Origin of the sequence: Vibrio sp. 99-70-13A1, from assembly GCF_013114625.1 — a bacterium.
Lineage (GTDB): Bacteria > Pseudomonadota > Gammaproteobacteria > Enterobacterales > Vibrionaceae > Vibrio.
Genome location: NZ_VTXD01000003.1, coordinates 79361 through 106225 on the forward strand (window position 1 = coordinate 79361; position 26865 = coordinate 106225).

Genomic DNA, 26865 nt, shown 5'->3' on the forward strand with positions numbered 1-26865 from the left:
CTAGCCTTTCTTTTACCCGCCGCTTCATGATGTTCTCCTTTCATATCTTCCTTTTTTTTCTTAAAATCTCGGCCAATGACTTATATCGAGATCAATCATGAACAAAAGTATTCTTACTAACCTCCTTGCACTGGCTTTGCTAGGGGCTGGGTATTCACTAGCGAACCAATACCTGTTATATGCAGGGCTATTCGCTTTCTCTGGCGCTATCACTAACTGGCTAGCCATTCATATGCTTTTCGAAAAAGTACCGGGGCTATATGGTTCAGGCGTGATCCCAGCACGCTTTGAAGAATTCAAAGCCGCTATAAAACATTTGATGATGGAACAGTTCTTCACAGACAATAATATTGACCGCTTCTTAAATAGCGAAATGTCAGGCAAGTCACTTAACCTAGAGCCGGTAATCAACAAGATTGATTTCAACCCAACTTTCGATTCATTAGTCGAAGTAATCGCTAATTCTTCTTTCGGCGGGATGCTTGCGATGGTTGGCGGAACTGAAGCTCTTCAGCCGCTAAAAGCTCCATTTGTAGAAAAGATGCAGGCTTCAGTTGTAGAGATTAGCCAAAGTGATGCAGTGAAAAATGCGATAAAAGAAGAGTTAGAGTCTCCAGCGATGATGGATGAGATTAAACAAAACATCGAAGCGATTATCGACCAAAGATTGAATGAGCTGACGCCTAAACTTGTCAAAGAGATGGTTCAACAAATGATTAAGCAGCACTTGGGCTGGCTTGTTGTTTGGGGCGGAGTGTTCGGCGGCTTAATCGGTTTAATCTCAGCGGCTTTAACGGTATAACTCGAACACTATTTAGCTCAAATACTGTATAGCTCGAATTAAAACCCAAGCGCTGGAAGTGATTGATAAGTAAATCAGCATTCACTCATAAAAAATGGAAGCTCACGGGCTTCCATTTTTATATTCACTGACTCAGTTTTTATTAATGCACTATTTCATAAGTGCGTAATGCTATAAATGCCCTACCTAAGATTGCATTATATCTAAGACAAAAGTGTCGAAGCGAAGGCAAGCGCTTTTAAGGCAGAGTACCCAACAGTTCAGCATTCACACCAAAGCCCGTTTTGTGCTCTTCGATCACAACTTCACTTCGAGTTTGTATCACTCCAGGTAATGTACCCAATTTTGTTGCCATAAAGGCTTGGTAGGCTTTCATATCTTTTACTCTGACTTTGATCATAGTGTCAAAGTCACCAGAAAGTGAGTAGCACTCTTCCACTTCTGGCATCATTTCGACTGCCTGTGCGAATTTCTCAAAAATCGAAAAACTGGTTTGATCCAAACGAATATGAATAAACACTTGTACATCTAAACCCAGCTTTTCTGAGCATAACTCTGCGTGGTAGCCCTTAATAAACCCTTCTTTCTCAAGTCGTTTCAATCGGTCTGAACACGGCGAAGTAGTCAGGTTAACCTGCTTAGCAAGTTCGACAACAGGCAAGCGACCTTTCATGTGTAAAATTCGTAGTATTTCTTTATCAATACGATCTAAATGATGCTGCGGCATAAAAACTCTAATGTGACGTTGAATATCGGATTATATTCTAAATAGAAAAACAGGAAGAAAAGTCCCTTCACAACTTAACAAATAAATTACATATTCGCGATAAGCGTATTTATATCAACAAGTAAATACTGAGTGATACTTTTGAAGTAACATCACACTTTTCTGCTAAAGCACTAAACAAAGTGAACAGTAAAACATCGATGAGCTTCAGAAAAACTCGTTAAATAGCAGTTGTTATATAAATAATACAAATACTAAGCATTCAATCATAAATATGACCGGGTGATGTTAATAATTTGAAATAATAATGACCTTTTTAACAAATAAGTTGAGCTTTATAGACAAGTACATAAGTAAGGTAAGGCTAATAATAGATAAAAAATAAGAGAAGGATACTCGGACAATGATGACACAAGTACTTGCATATAAGCCTTACGGAATTGGCTCATGGACTCACACAACGGTTTCTAAAGATGTCGCAAGAGTCTTAGCGATAGAATACGCAAGCTATGGTTGGCCGGTCATGATTGACGGGGATGAAGCACAACAACACGCAGCTTAATGCTTAATGCTTAATGCTTAATGCTTAATGCTTAATGCTTAATGCTTAATGCTTAAAAGAATAACTCAATAGCAACGTCAGGCTAGCCCAATTTGGGTTTGAGGGACAGCACTTGGGCTTTCAGAACGACAATTACACGTTCTACAAAAGTGCTGTCTTTCCATCTCATAATAACACTCACCACTAAAAAACTTAGCTGCCCACTGCTGCATTCGACCGGGAAGGGTATCGGCTTCCAATTCACAACGTCTCATCACTGACTTATGTAACGTCGTTCTTTTACATGCTTTGCAATATAGATCTGGCATACCTTTGTCCTATCAGGTTTATGTAGTTACTGACAATTGACACATCTTGTCCGATAGAGTTCCGTAATTCATCGTAGGGATTATAAAAATGAGGCGTGTGTTCAATAAATCGACATTTTCAAGTCCATTTATATGACATGAAACATCCACAACACTTTCAAAAAACAAATTTCCTTACAGTTGCCCCTACTCTATCCCTTACATAGCTTAAATTTACAATGTAAATCACTTGTTACATTAAAAATCTAAACCGCTTACTTAAATAGATAAAAAGCCACTCATTTAACGAGCAGATGAGTGACTTTGTAAAGAACCTCTCTATAAGCGGTAAGTATTGTGTTTAGAAACCAAACTTACCGTTATCATTTTTCCAATCAGAACGAGTTGGAATAGCTTCGATGGTGTCCCAATGTTCTACGATTCTTCCAGCTTCAACTCGGAATAAATCATAAAATGCGACGTGCTGATTCATAAAGTGACCTTCACTCACCGACAGAACGAAGTTGCCTTGTCCTAAAATGATATGGTTCTTTTCGAAGACCATTGGCATGCCTGCTTTTGCAAGTGCTCCTAATGCTTCACCTAATCCACTTAAACCGTCGGCAACCCCAGGGTTATGCTGTAGGTATGCACTGTCTTCATTATCAATATAGTGGTTTATTTTTGACATATCACCATTGATTAGAATGTCACTAACAAAGCCAGAAACAATCGCTTTATTCTCTTCTGTTTTGTCTAAATCAGTCACGAGTACTGTTCCATCTAACTGAGTTCGCCCACTCGCGTTCGCAGGGGAAATAGCTTGTAGGTTGTCCCAATGCTCGACAATAAGTCCATCTTCAAAACGGAAAATATCGAACCCTGCTTTTGGACCAAAAAAATCATACTCCGTGTGCGTTACAACATAATTCCCATCTTGGAACGAACGCTTAACCTGCGCTTTTGCGCTTCCTTTTGGCAATTGTTGCATCACGGCGCCAAAGCCTTCTAGCCCATCTCCGACAGCAAGGTTATGTTGAATATACTTCTCAGGGTTAACATAACTAATGGCTGCATGGTCACCTGTTTCAATACTTGAAACTAATGCGACAGCCTTATCTTGAAGGCTTAGATTGTGCTCTTCTGAGTGGTTCGCTTCTAAATGAGTTGAACATGCTGCCAACCCTAACGCACTCGCGGTTACTAATACTGATTTAACTATTTTCGATTTAATTGTTTTTGATGAAGTGGTTTTGGGTGCACTTGTTTTAGATGAACTTATTTTAGATGCAATTGCACTTGATGAACTTGCACTTGAAGAGATTGCTTTTGGTGCATTTAAAGCGTTAACGGCTACTGATGATAGGTTAAGTTGTGTTTTCATTCTGTTGTCCTCGTATTGGCTTGGGAGCAATATTAGAGAAAACAGACAAGATGAGGGAGAGTGTATATGCGCTTAAAAATGGTCAATCTCGAACCTTTCATTTAGCTACCTGACAATAATAGGTAGCTCCAGATAGAACCAAGAACCAAGAACCAAGAGCAACGATTACAGACCACTTTCAATTGAAGGGGTTTTATATCTTTTTTGGAAATCACTCGGCGTCATGAAAGTGTGATTTTTAAAGTACTTAACAAAATTACTCGCGTCATCGAAACCAAAATCATACGCCATTTGCTGTGAGGTTGTACTGTTCACCACCATCTGTCGCTTCATCTCAAGCACCGTGAATGAATCGATCAACTGCTTGGCTGTCATGCCTGTTGCTGTCTTGCATATCTGATTCAGAGTTTTATACGTCGTATTCACTTGAGCTGCGTACCAATTAGCATCACGCACTCTTTGATAATGTTGTTGCAATAACTCAAAGTATCGAGCAAATTTCACACTCTGCTGATGCGTCAGTTTATCTTGCCTCACTTCCGGTCTAAGCCTGTGAAGGATCAAAGCAAAAGCAGAAAATAGGTACATCACAATAAGTGGTTCTGGTGTATCGCTATCCAACTCTTCAATGGTTTGCTCAATAAGCGTGCGACCGCGAACGAAGTTTTTATCGTCTAAATCCAGCAAAGCAGAGTGGCTTGAATTCAAATGGGTAGGCGTATAGTTCGGCAAGCGCATATTCGCATGAACATTATCAAGAAATGCTTGAGTAAATACGATAGCCGTACCTTTCGGCTTAGAAGAAAAATCAAAGGAATGAACTTGTTCCCTTTGAATAAAAATGACACTGCCTTTCGAGAAGCGATAGTCTTTAAAATCCACCATATGAGTGCCATTTCCCTCTTCGATAAAGACTATCAAAAAGAAGCTGATTCTGTGTGGTTTTTGAGAATCATGTTTTCTCTCTAAAAGGCCTTCATTCTCTTCTGGATTTCGGTTTTTCTCTTGGGTTTGAAATAACCGAGAAAAATTAAATAACCGAGAAAGAGGAATGAACTCGATTTCTGATTGATTGGTTTTTTGGTGATTGAAGTGAATACTAGGGATACCAGACACGAATTAAATATTCCTTACTTGCTCAACCAAATCATCAAGATACAAAACCATGACGGGAAACTGCCACAAAAAGACAAGGCTACATGTTGGCTTTATCAGTGTAATCCACATAAAAAAATAGAGCCACCGAAGTGACTCTATTTCATTTACTTAATCATAATATTTCATTTGTTTAACCAGAAAATTCGTAAACTGAATTCAGTTCAACCTAATCTAGATAAACCTTAATCTAATTCAACTAAGTTCTTTTTAAATGCAGCATGCTGTTTCTTAACTGAATCTTCAGGTTCGCCAGTCATGTAGCTTACAACCACAATAGAAATGGTTGAAAGGATGATTCCCGGTACAATTTCGTACACGTCAAACCAACCGCCAGTGAATTGCTTCCAAAGTACAATCGTTACACCACCCACAACAATACCCGCTAGAGCACCATTACGGTTCATACGAGCCCAATATAGGCTAAGTACAATAGCTGGACCAAATGCAGCACCAAAACCAGCCCAAGCGTAAGATACAAGGCCAAGTACTGAGCTATCAGGCGTCATAGCTAGGAATAGAGCAACCAAAGAAATAAGTACAACAGCAATACGACCTACGCGAACGATCTCTTCTGATGTTGCATCTTTCTTCAGTAACTGCTTGTAAAAGTCTTCCGCTAGAGCTGAAGAAGAAACAAGAAGTTGTGAATCAGCAGTACTCATGATTGCCGCTAGAATTGCAGCAAGTAAGATACCCGCGATTACAGGGTGGAACATTGCATTCACAAGAAGCATGAAGATTTTTTCGCCGTCATCTAATGCTGGAGAACCAGAATTAGTCACGTAAATCAAACCAACTAAACCTACCAGCATTGCACCAACCATAGACAATGCAGACCAAACAACTGCAATGCGGCGAGCGGTAACTAAATCTTTGTTTGAACGTGTGGCTTTAAAACGTGCAAGGATATGCGGCTGACCAAAGTAGCCAAGACCCCATGCAGCTAGAGAGATAATAGCAATGGCCGAAAGTGGCTCACCTTTCGCATCATTCCAAAGTGTAAGAAGCTCTGGGTTGATGGTGTGAAGGTCGCTAGAAAGTTGACCTAAGCCACCATTCATTGCTGCGATAGGCACAATTAATAGTGCTGCCGACATCAGTAGACCTTGCACTAAATCTGTCCAAGATACCGCTAAGAAACCACCAAATAACGTGTACGATACAACACACACTGTGCCGATGATAACCGCTGTTGTGTAATCTAGGCCAAATACCGTTTCAAACAATTTACCACCAGCTACCAAGCCTGAGCTTGTGTAGAAAAGGAAGAATAAAAGAATGAAGAAAGCAGAAATTGTTTGGATCAGCTTCGAGTTGTCATTAAAACGACGAGCTAAGAACTCAGGTAAAGTCAGAGACTCAGTCGTAATACTGTAAGTACGTAAACGCTTAGCACTGATAAGCCAGTTTGCCCATGTACCAATTAATAAACCACCAGCAAGCCAAAACGCTTCAAAACCAGCAGCATAAGCATAACCAGGTAAACCAAGCAGCAACCAACCACTCATATCAGAAGCACCCGCAGAAAGTGCCGCAGGCCAAGGGCCTAAACTGCGCCCACCCAAGAAATAATCACTTGAGTTGGATGTACGTTTGTAAGCAATAACTCCGATCGCAAGCATCATGATCAGATACGCAATAAACGTGGATGTTATTGCAAAACTATTTTCTATCATTTGATAGTCCTCATTTTAAAATCGCCTTCCCTGTCCAGCACACTCTCGCCACCGCCTTATTGCACAGCATAAAAAGAGTACTGGGAACCCACTTAAACATTGATGCTTAAGTGGGAAAGTATTGAAGGTTAGTGGGCTTCGCTTCCAAGCTCTAGCAAGGTCGCATTACCACCCACGGCTGTTATATTTATAGTTCGCGTACGCTCTGTAATAAAGCGCAGCGATAGGTGTGGATCGTGAGCAATATTCATTGCGTTCAGATCCGTTTCAGACACTAAACCGACGATAGCACCGTCACGCTTAGCAAGTTGTAAATTGATAGCTTGTTCTGTTTCTGTATTGCCAACGTAGCCAACACTTCTTACATCGCATGACAACAACTGTTGAGCCGCGTCATAAGGTGCAATCTGAACAAGGTTTGAAGGAAAGCTAGCTTGCTGCACTGCTTTTTCAATTAAGTTTGTGAATTCCACATCATCACTACAAAGCTGCACGCTATTGCCAGCCAGTAATGCTGAAGTGAGCATTGCCATCGCTGTTTGCTGAGCTTGTAAAGAAGCATCACAATGATCGACAACCACTAATGCAACACCGCGACCAGCAGCGTATAACTCATTCGTTTCACCGGTTGGACCAACCAATGAATGCCCTTCTTCCAACAGCGAAGATGCTTGCTGAAGATGGAAAGAAACCACTGCCGCTAGATCTGAAGATGAAGTTTCGATTTCAGATTTAAGTGAAAGTACAAACGCACTTTTATGATCGAAATCGGTTAAATTCCACTGTTCCCACGCCAGCAAAGCATCAGAAAAACCCGTCACTTGATGAACCATGATACTGCTCCTTATGCCTTGCTTTGAAATTGAGAAAAATGAACGTCAGTAAAGCGGTACAAGTAATGTGGACCACCCGCTTTAGGGCCGGTGCCCGATAAACCTTGGCCGCCAAAGGGTTGTACACCAACCACAGCACCGACTTGGTCACGGTTGATGTAACAGTTACCCACTCGAGCATGTTTCTCGATCCAGCGGTAAGTCGTTTCATTACGGCTGTGGATGCCCATCGTCAAACCAAAGCCCGTTTGGTTAATTTGCTCAACCACTTGTGTTAATTCACTCGCCTTAAAACGAACAATGTGTAGTACAGGGCCAAACTGTTCTTCTTTTAGGCAACTGATGTCGGAGATTTCAAATGCACTCGGCGGGACAAAGTCACCATGCTCACAATCTGAACCTAATGTCAGCTGCGCAACTTTTTTCTGTGTTTGCGTCATGGTTTCTAGGTGAGCTAACAACTTAAGTTTGGCATTACTGTCGATAACCGGACCAACGTCTGTCTTATGTAAATGCGGGATGCCGACACTTAGCTCATCCATCGCACCTTGAATCAAACCAATCACACGGTCTGCAATGTCTTCTTGAATAAACAGAACACGCAAAGCAGAACAACGCTGACCCGCAGAAGCAAATGCTGAACGCACCACATCACGTACTACTTGTTCTGGAAGCGCAGTACTGTCCACAATCATTGCGTTTTGACCACCGGTTTCCGCAATAAACGGAACTGGCTTAGCTTTACGACTCGCCAAAGACACATTGATACGCTGCGCTGTTGGTGTTGAACCTGTAAAGGCAACACCGGCAATCGCATTATGGCTGGTTAACGCACTGCCAATTTCAGCTCCACGACCCGGTAGCAATTGAATAGTGCCAGCAGGGAATCCCGCCTCAGCCATTAGTTCCACCGCGCGAGCAGCAATTAAGCTGGTTTGTTCAGCCGGTTTTGCTACAACAGTATTACCCGCAACCAACGCAGCCGTAATTTGACCTAAGAAGATAGCCAGCGGGAAGTTCCAAGGGCTAATACATACAAAGACACCGCGACCTTGGCGAGAAGCACTACGGGAAACACCATCAAATCCAGTCAGCTCGAAAGCTTCAAGATTGCTTGCTTGCTTCGCGTAGTAACGACAGAAATCAACCGCTTCACGTACTTCATCAATACTATCGTGAATAGTTTTACCCGCTTCTTGATGACAAATCGCCACCAGTTCCGCCAAGTTTTCTTCGAGTAAATCAGCCAGTTTATCTAGCGCAGCGCTCTTTATCTCTATCGATGTTGCTTTCCAATCACCAAATGCGGCTTCTGCACCCAGAATCGCTTCGGAAACATGATCAAGGTTTGCAAAAGCCACCTTTCCAACAGGAATACGACGATCGTAAGGCGCGGTAATCAATTCTACATTGTGATCAGCCTTGATCATGCTTTCAGCAAGAGGCTGCCCATTAATAACGGGGCCCGCAGTCCATTGCTTATCAAGGAAAGAATGGACTTGTTTCTCAAATACCTGAGCTTCACTTTCAATATCAATATTTACGCCATAAGCATTTTTACGCTCAGGGAAGACTTGTGAAGGCAAAGGAATTTTCGTGTTATTCAGCGTATCAAACGTTAAAAGCATATCAACAGGGTGTTGAGTTAGCTCAGCCACAGGGCAACGCGCATCCACTAAACGGTGAACAAAAGAACTGTTCGCACCATTCTCAAGTAAACGACGAACAAGGTAAGGCAGTAAGTCTTTGTGGCTACCAACAGGCGCGTAGATACGAACAGACTGCTGGTACGCTTCCATTGCATGGTTATAAAGTGAATCACCCATGCCATGTAAACGTTGGAATTCATAATCTTTGTGCTCAGCCATCACTGCAATGGCAGATACGGTGTGAGCATTATGGCTAGCAAATTGAGGGAAAATATTGCCTCGTACGCCTTCACTTAATAAGAAGCGAGCACATGCTAAGTACGCCACATCGGTTGACTCTTTACGGGTATAAACAGGGTAATCATCGTAACCAGCTTGTTGCGACCATTTAATTTCACTGTCCCAGTAAGCGCCTTTTACTAAACGAAGTGGGATTAAATCACCTTGCTCTTTCGCTAGGCGGTTCAACCACATAAGCACTGGAAGTGCACGCTTAGAATATGCTTGAATCACAATTCCAAGCTTGCCCCAGCCTTTAACTAAATCACTGCTGTACAGTTTTTTGAAGAGCTTAAGAGACAGTTCTAAGCGATCGGCTTCTTCAGCATCAATCGTTATTGCAACATTCAACTCTACTGCTCGGTTAAGCAATTGAATCACGGTGTCATACAGTTCACTTAGGACACGATCTTCATTCGCTACTTCGTAACGAGGGTGAAGCGCTGAGAGTTTAATTGAAACTGAAGGAAGCGGGCTTGTTTCGCCGCCATTGTTTGAGCTACTACTGTTAGAGCTTAAGTTATCTCTACCAACAGCTTCAATCGCCATCAAGTAATCTTTAAAGTACTTGTTCGCATCTGCAGTAGTTAATGCCGCTTCACCCAACATATCAAACGAATAGGTGAAACCTTTTTCGCGCATTGGTTTGCCGTTTTTCTGCGCTTCAGCAATGCTGCGACCAAGAACAAACTGGTGCCCCATGACTTTCATGGCTTGGTGCATCGCTTTACGAATAACAGGCTCAGAGAGTTTGTTTACTAAACGATTAACCGCTTGAGCTGGGCTCTGCTGTTCTTTGCTAGATAAGCCAACCACTTTACCAGTGAGCATAAGCCCCCAAGTAGAAGCATTAACAAAAACAGAATCAGAGTTTTTAAGGTGAGATTTCCAATCGGCGACGCTCAGCTTATCGCGAATTAAAGCATCTGCGGTCGCTGAGTCAGGAATACGCATAAGAGCTTCAGCCAAGCACATCAACAAGATCCCTTCATGGGTATCTAAACTGTACTCAAGTAGCAATGCATCAATCATTTGGATAGATGATTTATCGGCACGAATCGCTTCAATTAAGCTGGTCGTTTTATCCGTGATTTGCGCTTTTTCAGCCTCAGAAGGGGTTGCTAGCGGCAGTAGTTGCTTTAGCCATTGGGTTTCATCCACCATATATAATGGTGAGATAAGCGTCCAAAGTGTATCAAGCGGCTGCTCAATAAATTCTGGCTTTAACACATCAGTAGCTGTAAACATGCGTTTTCCTTAATCTCACACCCGAAATTAGTTCGGGATCTCTACAATGGCAGCAGTGTATTTTGAGTGTATAAGGAATACTTGTCAAAAACTCCGAGTTTTTTGCTAAAAACTCGCTTTATTAACAAAATAAAAACATGGTCACACGAAAAAGCTTAAAATAATATGTCGTTTTGTTTAACTATTTAACAATTTTTTGTTTTTTATACTGAGATGGCGACATGCCTTGCAAACGAGAAAAGGTATGGGTGAATGAAGATTGACCTGAAAAGCCGGAAAGTTCGGCAACTTGACCTAGTGTTAAATTCCCTTGCTCTATCAGTTTGCGTGAAAGATCAATTCTCTTCCCTAGGACATATTGATGGGGGGTAATACCCATTTGATCTTTAAATAGCATATGAAACTGGCTCTCACCTAAAAATACGCTACCGGCCAGTTGAGCGACAGAGATCTTATTAGAAAGGTGCTGTTCGATGTATCTGTCTAATGCATCAAGGTCGAAACGCGAATCTTTAACGGATGTTTCGAATTCAGAAATGTGCCTTTGAAGCAGAGCAATAACCGTGTCATTACATGCTCGGCTTAACAACAAATCATCTGGACTGGCTTGCATTTCCTGCACTAACATCTGTATAAGCTTTTGAATTTGCATATCTAATTGAAAGTAGATATTCGATGAAGCCAGCTGATTAATTTTCTCTAGCATCAATGGATCATCATTGGTTGGCATCGGCATATTCAATACTAAAATATCCGACTGACCAACAACGCCCCCGAAAGCATGATCAGAGCTAGCCGTCACGACACAGCCTTGCCCAGGACCAACTAAATTTCCTTTACCACTGACCTCAAACTCGGCCTGACCTTTCAAGCCAATCACCACTTGTGAATACTGATGCTCATGGCAATCCATATGTGAAGGCAACGTAATAATTTCCGCAGGGCGCGGCATAGATAAACCAAGGGGTTGGAGGTCAATGTTAGGAAAAAGTGGCGTTTTAGGCATGGCATAAGTGTTCCGGTCAACAAGGCATGAATGATACTCCTAAATCGAAATAAGATGAATTTGTAAATTGCATCCTTTGCTATAGCTTCGGCTAGAGCAGCACATCTCGAAGATCAAGAATGAAAAAACAAAATGATCTTTATGATCATGCCTCCGGAAAGATGATCAAGAAGTGGTAAGTTACGGTTTATGTAAAATCAATTCAGGTAAAACAACACTCTATTTACTTAACTCTATCTTTACTTAACACTCTCTATTCTAAATTTCGTACAAAGCTCAAATAGCTGGTCTTAAATTCAAAAAATGCTGAGAAAGTACCGAAACAAGGCTTTAGAGTAGATTGGAATACAATAAAACGGTATAAAGGAGAGTATTGTGTTAATTGCTAATAACTGATGAACAATAACTAGAAATTTAACACTAAATGAATGAGCCAATTTAATTTTTACATGCTGCAGGGACCTATGACTAACTTTCGAATTTCAGCGCTTTTACTTGCGCTATCCCCTTTTTGGGTATCTGCATCGGTATCAGCTGAAGAACTGAATCAAGTCGATCCCGTTTCAGCCATCGATGCAAAGTTACACAATAAAAACTCCGATATTGAGCAACTTTCCGCAACAAAAGTATCCGCGACCGAAAATTTGCAGCAGCTTAAAAATCAAAATAATAAGCTATTACGTGAAAGTGAAGAATTAAAAGCCAAGCGTAATCGAAGCAAGTCAGTATTGGATAAACAATACAGCCGTTTGCTTGAAGATCCGGAAATTGATTTAATCTCTTTCCAGAAAAGCTACCAAGATGCTTGGGCTGCCGTTAAAGAGAATCAATCCTCTTTACAGGATAACCAACAAGCGATGAGTGAAAGTGAAATTCGTCTTTCTCAAATCAAGCAAAAACAAGCGCGTCTGAATAATGAATTAGCGAACCTAAAAGAAGCGAAAGTAGAAGCACGTGTTAAGCGAACTGCAACAGAGCTACGTGAAAGTGCTGTTCTTGAAACCAGCTACACGACAACGTGTTCATCCACAATGACGCTTGGTGAGTGTACTGCTCAAGGTAAATACCTGACGAATCAAAAAGCCGTACAAACCTTCAAAGCGCAGTTACTTGAACAGCTCACAGAAAACACTTTAGCTAAACAAAACTTGCAAGATGTTCAGCTAAATATCCATGTCCAAGATAGCCAAACCATCAAAAGTGGGTTCTCTGGCAACAACTCTTACTTCATGCAAATCCAAGCTCAGCTTCAAGCAAAACCTGAAGCCGTCGCAGCATGTAAATTGTTGAATGTATCGACTCGCTACTGTTTAACTGGCAGCCAAGCCGCTGTCGTCAAAAAAAATGACAAACAATGGGCTAACGTGACAGTTCGTTCTGATCAGTACAATGACTCAGTCACGATCAATGGCATTAAGTACGGCAGCACACCAATCGAAGTGGCTTTGCCTAGCGGACGTCATCAAGTCACGGTGTCTAAAGCTGGCTACGAGTCTTATAATCGAACAGTAACCATTAATGGTAGCGATACTATTTGGGTAAAATTACTTCCTAACAAAGAAAGCTAATTTCTCCACATAGCCGTACCTATTTCACAAAGCTGAATGAATATTCGCCATTTTTTCGATAGTTATTAAAGATAACTTCAGAAAAAATGGCGTTTTCGTTTAGAATATCCCATTAGCCTAAATTTTGATTGAAGTAGCCCAACATGCGACAAGGTTTTCCTGCTCTATTATTTGCACTTGCTCCCTGCATCATGACACCCGCTGTTCTCGCGCAAACCTCTTCCTCAACAGTGACCAGTGCTTCTACCGTCACAGAGATCGAAAGCTCGTTATTTGACGAACATGCAAACCTTGCGTCTTTAAATAAAAAGCTCGCAGATAAGCAGAATCAAGTCGATAACCGTGCGCAGCAGTCAGAACGTTTAGTGAAACTTGCAACCCAAGCTGAAAACAGTCTAGCAAAAGCAAAATCAAGTTTAGAGCAAGACTACACGCGCATGATTGATGAGCCTGATTTTGATATATCACCTGCTCAAAATCGTTTCCAAGGTGCTTGGAAAGCCGTAAAAGAGGCTAAGCTTTCGGTAAGTGATTCAGAACAAGCACATCAGAGTTTATTGCTTGAACTAAACGCAATTCAAGCAGAAAAATCTTCAGTGGAAACTTCAATCACAGCACTGAACAACTCCAAATTAAGAGCAAGAGCAGAACGCCTTCGCGGTGAATTGACTCAAGCTGACACGCAAACGGTAAGCTTTACCAATAATTGCAGCAGTGACATGACCCTTGCTCAATGTTCAAATCAAACCGTGACTTTGGCACTTCAAAAGGCTGTGAATCAATTTCAAAACAGCGTGATTGATAACACAACCGAAACCAAGCAAGTCAAAGATAACTTAGCGTCAACGTCTTTAAATATTCATGTTTTAGATCATACCGTAACCACCGCAAGTTTTTACGAAGGCAGTAAATACAAAGCGATTGTGAAAGCTAATCTAGAAACTCGCCCAGATAAGAATACGCCTTGTCGATTACTTAACATCAAATCATCAAGTTGTTTTACAAAGAGCGATGAACAAACCAGCGATCAACAAAAAGAAGTCGCTTGGGTAAACTTGGTAGTTCGTTCAAACCAATACAACGATAATGTGGCTATCAATGGCGTTAAATATGGCAGTACACCTGTAGAAGTGATGCTTCCTACAGGTAAGCATATGATCACCATCGCAAAGGAAGGCTACCTTTCTTTCCATCAAGAACTAGAGATTTCTCGCGACCATAATTTAAGAGCCGTGCTGCAAGCGAAGCAAAACTCACTGAATGTTGGCAGCAAGTTTGCAGACCCAATGACTAATCACAGCCAAAGCCCTGAAATGATTGTTGTTGGCTCCGGTCGTTATTTACTTGGTGAGAACAATGCGAGACAAGTAATTGTTGATAAGCCTTTTGCTTTATCAGCCACTCCAACCACAGTTCAAGCATTCAAATCTTTCGTGGAAAAAACAGGCTACCAAACCGATGCTGAATTAACCAAGACTTGTAATAGCATCAGTAATACTGAAATCACGCCCATTTCAGATAGCTACTGGCGCAACCCAGGCTTTAAACAGACCGACAATTCACCAGTTGTATGCGTTAGTCGAAGTGATGCAGCGAACTACACACGTTGGCTATCGAAGGAAACAGGTTTCACTTACCGCTTACCACAGGCTGATGAATGGGAAGTAGCGGCTCGGGCTGGTCAGGATACCAGTTTCTGGTGGGGGAATGACTTTGGTGCAGGAAAAGCGAATACCGGTTGGTCTGGTACACCTTGGTCGAATAACAGCACCTCTCCAGTTCGTTCTTTCCCACCTACACCTACAGGTTTCTACGATATGGTGGGGAACGTATGGGAGTGGACACAGGACCCGCAAGGTAGTGCCAAAGGAGGAGCCTGGAGCTTCTCTCCAAAGGAAGCAAAGGTCTTTAATGAGCTAAATATAGCGCCATCAACTTCTGCAAACTACCTAGGGTTTAGAGTACTTAGAGAGCTGTAATTAGAAATACTGCAATTAAAGAGCAGTCAATTTATAAAGGGGGGGGGGGGATATCCCCCCTTTTTTCGTTTTGCCACACGCTGTAAATTACGTTTCAGGGTAGTAAGTCACTCTGACATCCTTTGATGTCTCTAAATGGGTTTGCATACCCTCGTGAACCCATTTAGAACTCTTCTACACGTCGACAAGGTTTTCCTTGTCTTTAGCCAGCCCTTCTTCAGGCTGGCTTTTTTTGTTTATATACCTTGCCGTCTATCTAGTATTGCCTTACTTTCAAATTTCAGCATCTAACACACCTAACCCCTTTATCTTTATCTTTATCTTTATCTTTATCTTTATCTTTAAAATAAGCTAAATCGACGTTGGATAATTACTAAGCGAACAGTACTTTGAAGAGCACTGATACATGCTTTTCAGCACACACCACGATAAGAAACTGGTATCATTAGGTTTAATTTACATCTGAGAATTTAACTTTGTCGACACCTCCCCCTCTCCTTCAACAATCCCTCTTTGCACAGTTACCCGGTTGCTGGGGATGTAAAGATACTCAGTCTGTTTTTATCTATGCAAACTCAGCTTATATCAAGCTGATTGGGTTAGGCTCTGAAGATAACTGCGAAGGATTAACTGACTTTGATATGCCCAGTCAAACAGTAGAGTGTGCACAAGAGTTTAGAGATCAAGATCAGTATGTAATGGAAACACAAAGAACATTAAAGGTATTGGATATACACCCTTACCCCGATGGGCGTTGGCACGCTCATATCTTCACAAAAACACCTTGGTTTAATGAAGATGGGCAAGTTCAAGGGACTATTTTTTATGGGCAAGAACTCACCGACACGGCGATTCTTGAAGTGGGTCATTGGGTTTGTAGAGCAACCAGTAAAGATGCAAGTGAGGGCTCACTATCGGGATCTAAGCCTCGTCAATCTAAGCTGTCTAAACCTCTCACCACGAGGGAGTCTGAAGTCTTATTTCTTTTGCTCTATGGAAAGAAGCCTCAATATATCGCCAACACATTAAACATTTCGATTAAAACGGTTGAAGGTCATGTTGCACGGCTCAAAACCAAATTCAATGCCACCAGCAAAAACCAATTAACGGACTTCGCATTAGACTCTGGGTTAGGATCAGTCATACCTGAAACATTATTAAAGAAGCAAATATCAGTTGTTTTACACAGTGATGCATCATCCTCAGTAGCATGAAGAAAGAATTCACGCTTTAAGAGGTTTAAAGGTCAAGAAGTTAAGAGTTTAAGAAGTGAAACGAATTAACGATATCAAGTCACCCCAAAATTGAGTGACTTGAAATAATAGAAAAGTAGCGGCTTATTTACTATCGATTAGGCACAAAAGACTCGCTATGAATCGTGATCTATGGCGCTAAGCGATCAATATCCCAACGGCTGTCATCACGAGAAAATAAGAAGCGGTCATGTAAGCGATGTTCGCCACCTTGCCAAAACTCAATACTTTCAGGCTTCACTCGAAAACCGCCCCAAAATGTTGGAACTGGAATTTCGCCTTTAGCAAACTTCTGTTTCAGTTCTAAATATTTACCTTCTAGAACACCACGAGCTGAAATACGGCTACTCTGCTTACTTGCAATGGCGGCTAATTGGCTCTCTTTTGGGCGAGACGAAAAGTACTTCATGTTTTCCAAAGCAGTCAGCTTTTCTGCCGTACCTGTAATGTGCACTTGTCGCTCAAGTGGGTGCCATGGGAAATGTAGGCTGATCTTGCTGCAATCTTCTAAGTGCTGCGCTTTTCGACTACCCAAGTTGGTATAGAAAATAAAGCCGTCTTCTTCCACATTCTTGAGCAGCACAATACGCTGGAATGGCTGACCATTTTTATCCACTGTCGCGACTGTCATCGCCGTTGGGTCAGTGAGCTTCGCTTCAATCGCCTGCGCCAACCATAAATTGAATTGGTCGATAGGGTCTGCTTGTAAGTCTTTACGTCTTAGACCGCCTTTTGCGTATTCGCGGCGAATATCTGTCAGTTCCATTTGGTCGCTCCTTAGAATTTTTTGTGATTTTGCGCTCTAATCTATTGAAAAACAAGCCCATTAAGTTGAATTTACGCGGTATAAAACCTTGGTGTTAACAAGATCTCGTTACTTCCTTCCCCATACTGATAACATATTTAAAATACTTGTTTGTACTGAGTTTACTTTGAGCGTTAAACGACTAATTTTATTGAAACCCTTTTTTATATTGTCTCTAATTTTAGGAGGCATTGGGCTTTGTGCTACTCACCATATCGCGACTCAATACCAAGATAAAGTAGTTTCCAAAGAGCTCAAAGACGCAGCCAACAAAGCTAACCTTCAAATTGAATCTGAACTGGCTAAATTCAAGCAAATTCCTAATCTACTGCGACACGACCCAAGATTACTGTCTTACTTAACATCGAATAAGCAAAACCAAAACCTGAATGAGTTGCTCCTGGAATGGTCAAATCAAAGCCTTGCCGATGCTATTTATATTCATGATCGAACAGGGACAGTGATCGCGTCCAGTAATTACTTAAATCCACGAACCTTTCTTGGTGAAAACTTCGCTTTCCGACCTTATTTTAGTGAGGCAATTCAAGGTAACCAAGCTCAGTATGTTGCGCTTGGCGCTTTATCGAACATACGCGGTTACTTCATTTCTTCCCCACTAACCGTCGACGGAGAAATTGAAGGCGTGATTACCGTAAAAGTAAGCTTAGAAAATATCGAAGTAATCTTAGCGAGCGATAATTTTGAAATCATGATCCTTGATAGCAATAAAATCGTCTTCTTATCAACGAATAAACGGTGGCTATATCAAGCCTTTCGCCCTCTTAATGAGTCGCAGCAAGTTGAAGTTAATCAAAACAGGCAATACGGTCGTAACACCATTCAGATCATTAATGAATTCCAAACACTCATTGCATCAAATGCTTCTGTCCCTCATTCACAATTACTAAGCCATCATGCATTTAAACTTTACCCAATCGCAGTAGAGAACAACGATTATCAAGTTATCGCCCTAAAAGAAGCAAGAATTGGACAACTCAAAGTACTGCAAGCCGACTTTATCTTTTTCATCATCTATAGCTTACTGGCGCTCATCGCTTGGTCATGGCGACAGACTTACACAGCCAAAATCGCGTTAACTGATCTTAATAAGCACTTAGAACACACAGTAGATAAACGTACTCAATATTTGCAGCACTCGAATCAGCAATTGCAAAAAACCATTTTCCAATACCAAGAGTCCAAATTGAAACTCAAGCAAACCGAGCAAGAACTGACTCAAACAGCCAAACTAGCCGTTCTGGGTGAGCTTTCTGCCAGCATTAACCATGAAATTAACCAACCCTTAGCGGCACTAAGAACATACAGTGAAAATAGCTTAAAGCTGCTTGAGATGAACCAGATCGATATGGTGAAAGGCAACCTCCAAAAAATGATTGAGCTTAATCTGTCCATTGGGGAAATTATTGCTCGCTTGAAAGTCTTTACTCGTAAAGTTACCCAACAAGAACATCACGTAGCAAACCTGCATGATGCTGTTAACAATGCCACCAGTATTCTCAGTGCCGCTATGATTAAACAAGGCATTACGCTAAGACTATCGGCGATACCCGAAAACATAATATTGAGCATTCATCCTACAGAATTGGAGCAAGTGCTCGTTAATCTGATTCACAATGCTGCTCAAGCGCTTATTCAGCACCCAAGCCCACAGATAGGCATTGATTGGGATCTTAATCATGATAAGTGTGAACTAGTCATTTGGGACAATGGTCCGGGCATCGCAATGGAACAGCTTCCTAAATTATTCGATCCTTTCTTTACGACAAAACCAGAAGGATTAGGCCTCGGATTATCCATTTCTAAACGAATTATCGAAGCTTACAGCGGTGAAATACAGGCTAAGACAAGAGAGCCATCGGGTATGCAGTTCTCTCTGTTTTTAACCGCACAAACTGTTATTAACCGCACAAACCGTTGTTAACGACCAAACTGTTTTTAGCAATTCAAACAATTGTTAACAACCCAAGCAATTATTAACAAACCAAGCAATTGTAACCACTAAAGCAGTTTGTAATAACCCAAACAATGCACCCATCCAAATTAACCAATGAAGCGACTCTGTGACGTATTCAGAAGGATTGAGTTAACATGCCAAATATCTACTTTGTAGACGACGAACCTGCCATTCGAGATTCAGTACAGCAAGCCATGCTTATTGAAGGGGTGATGATCACTTGCTTCCCCAACGCAGTCGAAGCTTTACAGTGCATGGACACTTCACAGGCTGCCATTGTTATCACCGACATACATATGCCAGTGATGACAGGCATTGAATTCACTCAGCAGTTACTCGAAAAGAATACGCATTTTCAAGTCATCGTTTTAACTGGACATGGGGATGTTCAAACGGCAGTGTCCGCGATGAAAGCTGGCGCGTATGACTTTCTTGAGAAACCTTTTGCTATTGATAAGCTGCAAACGGCAATCCAGAAAGCAACCGACAAACTCGATTTAATGCAAGAAAACGTATTGCTCCGCAAAGAGTTAGACATGCAGACACACGTTGGACCAAAGCTCCTTGGACAATCTCAAGCTATGGTTAAGCTGCGTCGAGATCTGGTCGCATTGAACCCAACGCAAGATAACTTCATTGTATTAGTCGGTGATACAGGTACAGGTAAACGTATTACCGCGCAATACCTGCATGATCTTCACAACCCATATGATTCAGAGCTCTACGCTCTCGCGGCTCATGAGCTGCCAACCAATGATGAATTAGAATTTAAGCAGTTTATTTCGAGTAGCCTAGCGAAGCCTCAAATAGGCACGATCTACCTTTACCAAGCCGACATTCTGACAGTTCAACAATGGGGCTGGCTTGCGGAGTTAAAATTAGAGTGCAACAAATGTGCAACTAGTGTCATTATCGCGATCCATAGCCCACCGACAACATTTCACGGTGAGTTTCGCCGCTTCGATTTGTTACCCTTGTGTGAACGAAAAGAAGATATACGAATCTTGTTTAAACATTTTGCACGAAGCGCAGCGAGTCGTTACCAATTACCACCACCGACCATCACTGAAGAAGAAATTCAGCAGCTTACAGATAAACCGTGGTCAGAAAATATTAAGCAACTTCGCCAACATGCAGAATTAAGAGCACTCAAACCTAGTGACTTATCAAGTGTCAATTGTCTATCTAATGATGAGCAAAAATCACTCAACCAGAGAATTGACCTATTTGAACACACTTTATTGATTGAAGTTCTACATCGATATCACGGACGATTAAAAGATGTGCAGCTAGAATTACAAGTATCTCGAAAAACGCTTTATGACAAACTAAAAAAGCATCGACTTGATAAAACCAATTTTAAAAATGGATAACCTAATAAAATGCATTAAGCTGAAGAGTAAATAAAAACAAAGCCTTAACATTTATATTAACTAATAATACACTCAAGAAGCTTACTTTTATTACGCAAACAAGGACAGTAAATGAGCCGAAAAGGTTTTAACAAGCTCAGTACCACTGAATTGGAGTATGTCGACGACAAAACCGCGGCACTTCTACTCAATACTCCAACAAGTGCTCGCATCATGCTATGGGTAATGGTGCTCTTTTTTGTAGCGGCTATCGGGTGGGCAGCATGGGCTGAAATAGACAAGGTAACGGTGGGGCAAGGTAAAGTCATTCCTTCTTCACAAATTCAAGTCGTGCAAAACCTTGAAGGTGGTTTAGTAAAAGAAATCCTCGTTAGGGAGGGGCAACAAGTTCAGAAAGGTCAGCAGCTATTGTTGATTGATGACACTCGTTTTCGCTCAGACTTTCGTGAACGAGAACAGCAGGTCGCAAACTTAACCGCTAGCGTATTAATGCTATCCGCTTCTTTAACCAGCGTTGCGATTGATGAAAATTCATCTCAGAATAACTGGGAACAAAGCATTCGCCTTTCTTTCAATAAGCTGGCATTCCCTCCTAAGTTTTATGAACTCCAACCAAAGCTCGTTAATCGACAAAAAGCAGAATACCGACAAGATCTGAATAACCTAAAAAACCAATTATCCGTATTTGATCAACAAGTCGAGCAGAAACAACAAGACCTTGTAGAAATTCTCGCACGCACCAAAAACTTACGAGAAAGCTACCGATTTGCGAGAAAAGAGCTAGAAATAACGAAGCCTCTTGCAGATGAAGGGGTTGTACCTCGTATTGAGTTATTGAAACTGCAAAGACAAGTGAACGATACGCGACGCGAGATGACATCAAGTGAATTAAAGATCCCCCTACTTCGCTCCGCGATTAAGGAAGCGCAACTTAGCAGAATTGATGCCGCGCTTAATTTCCGTTCAGACCAACAAGAAAAATTAAACCAAGCACAAGATAAGCTGTCTGCACTGACAGAATCTGCCGTTGGTCTTGCTGACCGAGTAAACCGAACCGTTGTGGTATCACCTGTAACAGGAACAGTAAAAACATTAGGTATTAATACGGTCGGCGGTGTAATTCAGCCAGGTATGGATATTGTAGAAATTGTACCAACGGAAGATTCACTGTTAATTGAGGCAAAAATTGCCCCTCAAGATATCGCTTTTCTACGTCCTCAACTTGCTGCCATCGTAAAGCTTAGTGCTTATGACTTTACCAAATATGGTGGTTTAGAAGGCATTTTGGAACATATCAGCGCCGATACCACTCAAGATGAAGAAGGTAACAGCTTCTATATTGTAAGAATTAGAACAGAGCAGCATTCATTCGGTAACAACGGTGAACTGCCCATCATTCCAGGGATGACCGCCTCAGTCGATATCATTACAGGCAAAAGAACGGTTCTAGAATATATATTGAAGCCAATACTAAGTGCTCAAAATAATGCACTTAAAGAATAAAGTAGATAACACCCGAGACAAGAAACTCGGAAGCAAACACAGCATAAAAAGCATCAGCAGTGCCGCGGTTATTTTAATGCTGTGTGCTTCATTTACTTCATCTGCATTGAATACAAAAGATCAGCAGTGGGTCAGCGCAGTCACTCAGACATACGGTGAAAGAGCAGGTAAACGAGTCGCGACTTGGCGCTCGAATATCTCAGAGTATAAGAATTTAAGTGAAACAGACAAACTGACTTCTATTAACCAGTTTTTTAATCAACTGTATTTTGTGAATGATGATGTCTTATGGGGAAAAAACGACTATTGGGCAACCCCGCTAGAGTTTTTAGGAAGTAATGCTGGCGACTGTGAAGATTTCACGATAGCTAAATACTTCTCACTTTTAGAGCTAGGCGTACCTGATAAGAAGCTGCGTTTAGTCTATGTAAAAGCTCTTGAGTTAAACCAATTTCACATGGTACTGGCGTATTACTCTACCCCAAGTGCCGAGCCGCTTATTTTAGACAATATCAACCCTGAAATAGTGCGAGCTTCAAAACGAAGAGACCTATTACCTGTTTATAGCTTCAATGGTAAAAACCTTTGGCTAATGAAGTCCAAGGCAGGTAACGGAAAACTTGCAGGTAAGTCTTCACGATTGAGTCTATGGAACGACTTACGCTCACGTGAACGCTCTCTAAAATTAAACAAACCCATTATCAATTACGATGAGTAGATACAATGACTTTATATAAACAGCTTGTGGTCGGAATGGTTGCGGTCTTTATCTTGCTTATGGCATCGGTATTTATGATCGAATTTAATACCACCCGTGATCACTTAAAAGAGCAACAACGCTCTGAAGTGAATAACACCATAAATACCGTTGGGCTGGCGCTAGCACCTTATTTGGAAGACAAAGACCCAATTGCGGTCGAGTCAGTCATTAATGCTCTCTTTGATGGCAGCTCTTACTCGGTCGTGCGTTTAATCTTTCTTGATTCGAGTGATGAAATTCTCCGTTCGTATCCAGTCAAGCCTAATGGTGTTCCCACTTGGTTTACTGATTTGCACCTCTTCGGACAAATTCACGAGCGTCGTGTCATCACCAGTGGCTGGATGCAACTGGCTGAAGTCGAAATTGTCAGCCACCCAGGCGCGGCCTATGAGCAGCTATGGCAAGCATTCATCAAACTATCAACCATGTTCGGCATCATTTTCATCATCGGGCTAGCGGCAATTTCGTGGATACTCAAACGTGCATTACGCCCGCTTTCTCTGATCATCGTTAAAATGGACCAAATCGCTAAAAACCAGTTTGGAGAACCTCTCACTCGCCCTAAAACAAAAGATTTAATTATGGTGGTTGACGGTATTAATCAAATGTCAACGCAAGTTGAGATGGCATTCAAAAACCAAGCAAAAGAAGCGCAAAAATTAAGAGAGCGCGCATACATCGACCCTGTCTCTCAGCTTGGTAACCGTGCGTTCTATATGTCTCAACTGAACCAATGGCTTGCTGAGTCTAGTATTGGTGGTCTAGCCGTACTGCAAGCTCAATTCATTACTGATGAATATGAAGAGAAAGGCTATCAAGAAGGGGATTCTCTGGTACATCACCTTGCTGACCAATTGAAAACATCCATCACCTCTCCAGGTCTCACAATTGCTCGTATATCTAAAGATGAATTTGGTTTCATTCTGCCAAACGTTGATGAAAGCGAATTGAAGATTATTGCCGACAGCATCGTTGTATGTGTGCAAGACTTACAATCGGACCCGACAGGTACAGCAAGCGCGGCTATTTCTTTAGGTGTAACTTACAGTAGCCAAAATAAGACCAGTACCGAAATTATGTCGTTGGTGGATAACGCTTTATCTATTGCGAAATCAAGCCCTGAGCAAAAGTACGGTTACATTTCCGGTGACGACCACGCAACAATAATGGGTAAACAACAGTGGCGAGATCTAGTAGAAGAAGCGATTCACGATGAGCTCGTGACCTTCCGCCTACAATCGGCTAATAACACTTTCGGCTCTACCTACCACCAAGAAGTGTTTTCTGCGATTGAAAAAGATGGGGTTCGCTACAGTGCTAACCAGTACTTGTTTGCATTAGAACAACTTGAATCAAGCCATATTCTTGACCAATTTGTAATTGAGCAAATGATTAAGAAAATGAAGTCTGGCGAAGTACAGAACCCTGTCGCGATTAACATATCTTCAAGCAGTGTCGCGCAGCCAAGCTTCATTCGCTGGGTTGGTAATATCCTTGAAAAGAACCCGACTCATGCACCTAAACTGCATTTTGAAATCCCTGAAAGCTGCTTCATTCAAGAGCCTCATTACACGGCTCTATTATGTAACACGCTACGAAGTGCAAATGCGGTATTCGGTGTTGATAACTACGGTCGAAACTTCCAATCACTGGATTACATCAATGAGTTCAGACCAAGTTACGTGAAACTCGATTACCTCTTCACTCATAACTTAGATGATGAGAAACAGAAATTCACACTGACATCAATTTCTCGTACTGCCCATAACTTAGGCATTACGACCATTGCTTCACGTGTCGAGACTCAAACACAGTTGGACTTCTTGTCTGAGCACTTCGTGGAAGTGTTCCAAGGCTTCATTGTTGACAAATAGTTGTAAGGTCAAATTACATGCAAGATCCACTATTAAATTCGCTGATTTACGTAAGCCGATATTACGGATTAGCCAATTCGCCTGAAGCTTTAGTCAATGGGTTACCCCTGACGGACGGCAAACTGACGCCTTTTCTATTTCCACGTTCAGCTGAACGTGCTGGGCTAGTTGCGAAAGAAAACCGAGCGGAGCTCGATAAAATTCCACACCTGATCCTACCCGCTATTTTGCTACTTAAACAGGGCGGAGCATGTGTTCTTAACAGCATTGATTTAGAGAAATCAGAAGCAGAAGTCACAACAACTGAAAGCGGCATGGTGCCTATTGTCATTCCTTTGGAAGAGCTCAAAGAGCAATTCATTGGACGCTACTTTCTCGTTAAAAAACAATTTCGCTACGACGAGCGATCACCTGAAATACTCAAAACCCGTGATGGTCACTGGTTTTGGAGCACAATCTGGCAATCTAAAAACATTTACCGCGACGTATTAATCGCCTCGATTTTGATTAACTTGTTTGCTATTGCTGCACCCATGTTTACACGTTTGGTGTATGACAAAGTTGTCCCCAACTTGGCGTTTGAAACACTGTGGGTGTTAGCGAGTGGTATTTTTGTTGTCTTCCTTTTCGACTTTGCTTTGAAATTGATGAGAAGCTACTTCATTGATGTCGCGGGTAAAAAATCCGACATTATTATCTCGTCTAAAATATTCAGCAAAGTTTTAGGGATACGCATGGAGGCAAAGCCGCCTTCCGTCGGAGCTTTCGCAAGGCACTTACAAGAATTTGAGTCTATTCGTGAATTTTTCACCTCTGCCACTATAAGCGCTTTAATCGATCTACCTTTCGCCTTGCTGTTTCTATTACTTATCTGGCTAATGGCAGGCAACCTAGTACTGGTTCCGATTGTTGGCGTCGTCATTTTGATTATTCACGCAATGCTCATACAAGGGCCATTACGTAAAACAATTGAAGAAGGCTCTCGTTTAGCGTCTCAAAAATACGCCAACTTAATCGAAAGCTTAGCGGGTTTAGAAACCGTAAAAATCTTCAGTGCTCAAAGCCAATTCCAATACCGTTGGGAAGAAGCTGTCGCGCACATGGCAGAGTGGAACATCAAGAGTCGTCGAATTACGGATAGCATTCAAAATGCTGCTGGGTTCGTTCAACAAAGTACCAATGTCGGTATGATTATTTTGGGCGTTTACTTGATTGCGGAAGGCGAACTGACAATGGGTGGATTGATTGCCGCCACTATGTTGAGTGGTCGTGCTATTGGACCTCTGGTTCAGTTATCTTTGCTTTCTACTCGCTATAACCAAGCAAAATCATCGATGACAATTATTGAACAAGTTATGGATATGCCAGATGAACAAGAGGAAGGTAAGCGATATATTCACCGCCCTATCGTTCAAGGACGCGTAGAACTTGATAAGGTCAGCTTCAGCTACCCTGAATCATCAGTAGCATCAATCAGAGATCTCAGCCTAACCATTAACCCAGGTGAGAAAGTTGCCATTATTGGGCGAATTGGTTCAGGTAAAACGACATTAGAACGTCTCATTATGGGTCTATATAAGCCTACAGCAGGGCATGTTCGTATTGATGATACTGACATCGAACAATTGCACCATGTCGACGTACGACGCAACATAGGCTGCGTGCCTCAAGACAGTAACTTATTCTTTGGCTCAATTCGCGACAACATTACATTAGGTCGCCCACTTGTGGATGACAGAGATGTCATGGACGCTGCCAATCGAGCTGGCGTGACGGTATTTACTCAGCAAGACCCTGCGGGTTTAGAAAGGCAAGTCGGTGAAGGTGGTGCTCAGCTTTCGGGTGGTCAACGCCAAGCGGTTGCTATTGCCCGTGCCATGCTAGGTCGCCCACCTGTATTGTTAATGGATGAACCAACCAGCGCTATGGATAACCGTTCTGAAATGCACATTAAGCACCAGCTTGGGCAAATGAAGAAAAGTGAGACCCTCATTCTCATCACCCATAAAACATCCATGCTTGATATTGTAGACCGAGTGATTGTGATGGAAAAAGGCAGCATTATTGCTGACGGACCTAAACAACAAGTTCTCTCTGATTTGAAGCAAGGAAAAGTCAGAGCAGTTAGTTAATCCAGCTCAGTAAAAAAGTAACAAAAAGGGAG

20 protein-coding genes are annotated in these 26865 nt (G+C 41.8%); 11 read left to right on the top strand and 9 right to left on the bottom strand.

Annotated elements, in window-relative coordinates:
• The first annotated feature begins 97 nt into the window (after window positions 1-97).
• Window positions 98-802: a DUF445 family protein gene (locus tag F0226_RS03770; RefSeq protein WP_171734391.1), complete on the top strand. Its 705-nt coding sequence runs from the start codon at window positions 98-100 to the stop codon at window positions 800-802.
• Window positions 803-1040: 238 nt separating this feature from the next.
• Here F0226_RS03770 and F0226_RS03775 read toward each other — a convergent pair whose 3' ends face one another.
• Window positions 1041-1529: an Lrp/AsnC ligand binding domain-containing protein gene (locus tag F0226_RS03775; RefSeq protein ID WP_171734392.1), complete on the bottom strand. Its 489-nt coding sequence runs from the start codon at window positions 1527-1529 to the stop codon at window positions 1041-1043.
• Window positions 1530-1932: 403 nt separating this feature from the next.
• Between F0226_RS03775 and F0226_RS03780 the strand changes: the two genes are divergently transcribed.
• Window positions 1933-2091, top strand: a complete 159-nt coding sequence (locus tag F0226_RS03780) for a hypothetical protein (RefSeq protein ID WP_171734393.1) — start codon at window positions 1933-1935, stop codon at window positions 2089-2091.
• A 77-nt stretch (window positions 2092-2168) separates the two neighbouring features.
• On the opposite strand, the gene F0226_RS03785 is transcribed toward F0226_RS03780, so the two are convergent.
• The 7 genes from F0226_RS03785 to F0226_RS03815 form a co-directional block, all read right to left on the bottom strand.
• On the bottom strand, window positions 2169-2399 hold the full coding sequence (locus tag F0226_RS03785; RefSeq protein ID WP_171734394.1) for a hypothetical protein: 231 nt from the start codon (window positions 2397-2399) through the stop codon (window positions 2169-2171).
• 340 nt (window positions 2400-2739) lie between these two features.
• Entirely contained in the window at window positions 2740-3762 is a 1023-nt protein-coding gene (locus F0226_RS03790) for a nuclear transport factor 2 family protein (RefSeq protein WP_253820751.1), read from the bottom strand.
• 165 nt (window positions 3763-3927) lie between these two features.
• Complete coding sequence (locus F0226_RS03795) at window positions 3928-4878, bottom strand: helix-turn-helix domain-containing protein (RefSeq protein ID WP_171734395.1); 951 nt, start codon at window positions 4876-4878, stop codon at window positions 3928-3930.
• Window positions 4879-5102: 224 nt separating this feature from the next.
• Window positions 5103-6593 carry a sodium/proline symporter PutP gene (putP, locus tag F0226_RS03800; RefSeq protein ID WP_171734562.1) on the bottom strand — a complete coding sequence of 497 codons (1491 nt, stop codon included), beginning with the start codon at window positions 6591-6593 and terminating at the stop codon, window positions 5103-5105.
• Between the two features lie 131 nt (window positions 6594-6724).
• Window positions 6725-7429, bottom strand: a complete 705-nt coding sequence (locus F0226_RS03805; protein WP_171734396.1) for a 1-pyrroline-5-carboxylate dehydrogenase — start codon at window positions 7427-7429, stop codon at window positions 6725-6727.
• A gap of 11 nt (window positions 7430-7440) precedes the next feature.
• Window positions 7441-10605, bottom strand: coding sequence for a bifunctional proline dehydrogenase/L-glutamate gamma-semialdehyde dehydrogenase PutA (gene putA / locus F0226_RS03810; RefSeq protein ID WP_171734397.1), 3165 nt, complete (start codon window positions 10603-10605; stop codon window positions 7441-7443).
• 181 nt (window positions 10606-10786) lie between these two features.
• Complete coding sequence (locus tag F0226_RS03815; protein WP_171734398.1) at window positions 10787-11611, bottom strand: AraC family transcriptional regulator; 825 nt, start codon at window positions 11609-11611, stop codon at window positions 10787-10789.
• A 464-nt stretch (window positions 11612-12075) separates the two neighbouring features.
• Between F0226_RS03815 and F0226_RS03820 the strand changes: the two genes are divergently transcribed.
• The 3 genes from F0226_RS03820 (at window position 12076) to F0226_RS03830 (ending at window position 16372) form a co-directional block, all read left to right on the top strand.
• Complete coding sequence (locus F0226_RS03820) at window positions 12076-13179, top strand: PEGA domain-containing protein (RefSeq protein ID WP_171734399.1); 1104 nt, start codon at window positions 12076-12078, stop codon at window positions 13177-13179.
• A 143-nt stretch (window positions 13180-13322) separates the two neighbouring features.
• Window positions 13323-15158: a formylglycine-generating enzyme family protein gene (locus F0226_RS03825; RefSeq protein WP_171734400.1), complete on the top strand. Its 1836-nt coding sequence runs from the start codon at window positions 13323-13325 to the stop codon at window positions 15156-15158.
• Window positions 15159-15634: 476 nt separating this feature from the next.
• Window positions 15635-16372, top strand: a complete 738-nt coding sequence (locus tag F0226_RS03830; protein WP_171734401.1) for a helix-turn-helix transcriptional regulator — start codon at window positions 15635-15637, stop codon at window positions 16370-16372.
• Window positions 16373-16541: 169 nt separating this feature from the next.
• On the opposite strand, the gene pdxH is transcribed toward F0226_RS03830, so the two are convergent.
• A complete protein-coding gene (gene pdxH / locus F0226_RS03835; protein ID WP_171734402.1) occupies window positions 16542-17177 on the bottom strand; it encodes a pyridoxamine 5'-phosphate oxidase in 636 nt (211 codons plus the stop codon).
• Between the two features lie 142 nt (window positions 17178-17319).
• On the opposite strand from pdxH, the gene F0226_RS03840 reads away from it, so the two are divergent.
• The 6 genes from F0226_RS03840 (at window position 17320) to F0226_RS03865 (ending at window position 26833) form a co-directional block, all read left to right on the top strand.
• On the top strand, window positions 17320-19158 hold the full coding sequence (locus F0226_RS03840; protein WP_345776505.1) for an ATP-binding protein: 1839 nt from the start codon (window positions 17320-17322) through the stop codon (window positions 19156-19158).
• A gap of 167 nt (window positions 19159-19325) precedes the next feature.
• Complete coding sequence (locus F0226_RS03845) at window positions 19326-20564, top strand: response regulator (RefSeq protein ID WP_171734404.1); 1239 nt, start codon at window positions 19326-19328, stop codon at window positions 20562-20564.
• Between the two features lie 111 nt (window positions 20565-20675).
• Window positions 20676-22067, top strand: a complete 1392-nt coding sequence (locus tag F0226_RS03850) for an HlyD family type I secretion periplasmic adaptor subunit (RefSeq protein ID WP_171734405.1) — start codon at window positions 20676-20678, stop codon at window positions 22065-22067.
• A 76-nt stretch (window positions 22068-22143) separates the two neighbouring features.
• Window positions 22144-22785: a transglutaminase-like cysteine peptidase gene (locus F0226_RS03855; RefSeq protein WP_253820759.1), complete on the top strand. Its 642-nt coding sequence runs from the start codon at window positions 22144-22146 to the stop codon at window positions 22783-22785.
• 5 nt (window positions 22786-22790) lie between these two features.
• Window positions 22791-24701, top strand: coding sequence for an EAL domain-containing protein (locus F0226_RS03860; protein WP_171734407.1), 1911 nt, complete (start codon window positions 22791-22793; stop codon window positions 24699-24701).
• Between the two features lie 17 nt (window positions 24702-24718).
• On the top strand, window positions 24719-26833 hold the full coding sequence (locus F0226_RS03865) for a type I secretion system permease/ATPase (protein ID WP_171734408.1): 2115 nt from the start codon (window positions 24719-24721) through the stop codon (window positions 26831-26833).
• The last annotated feature ends 32 nt before the right edge of the window (window positions 26834-26865 follow it).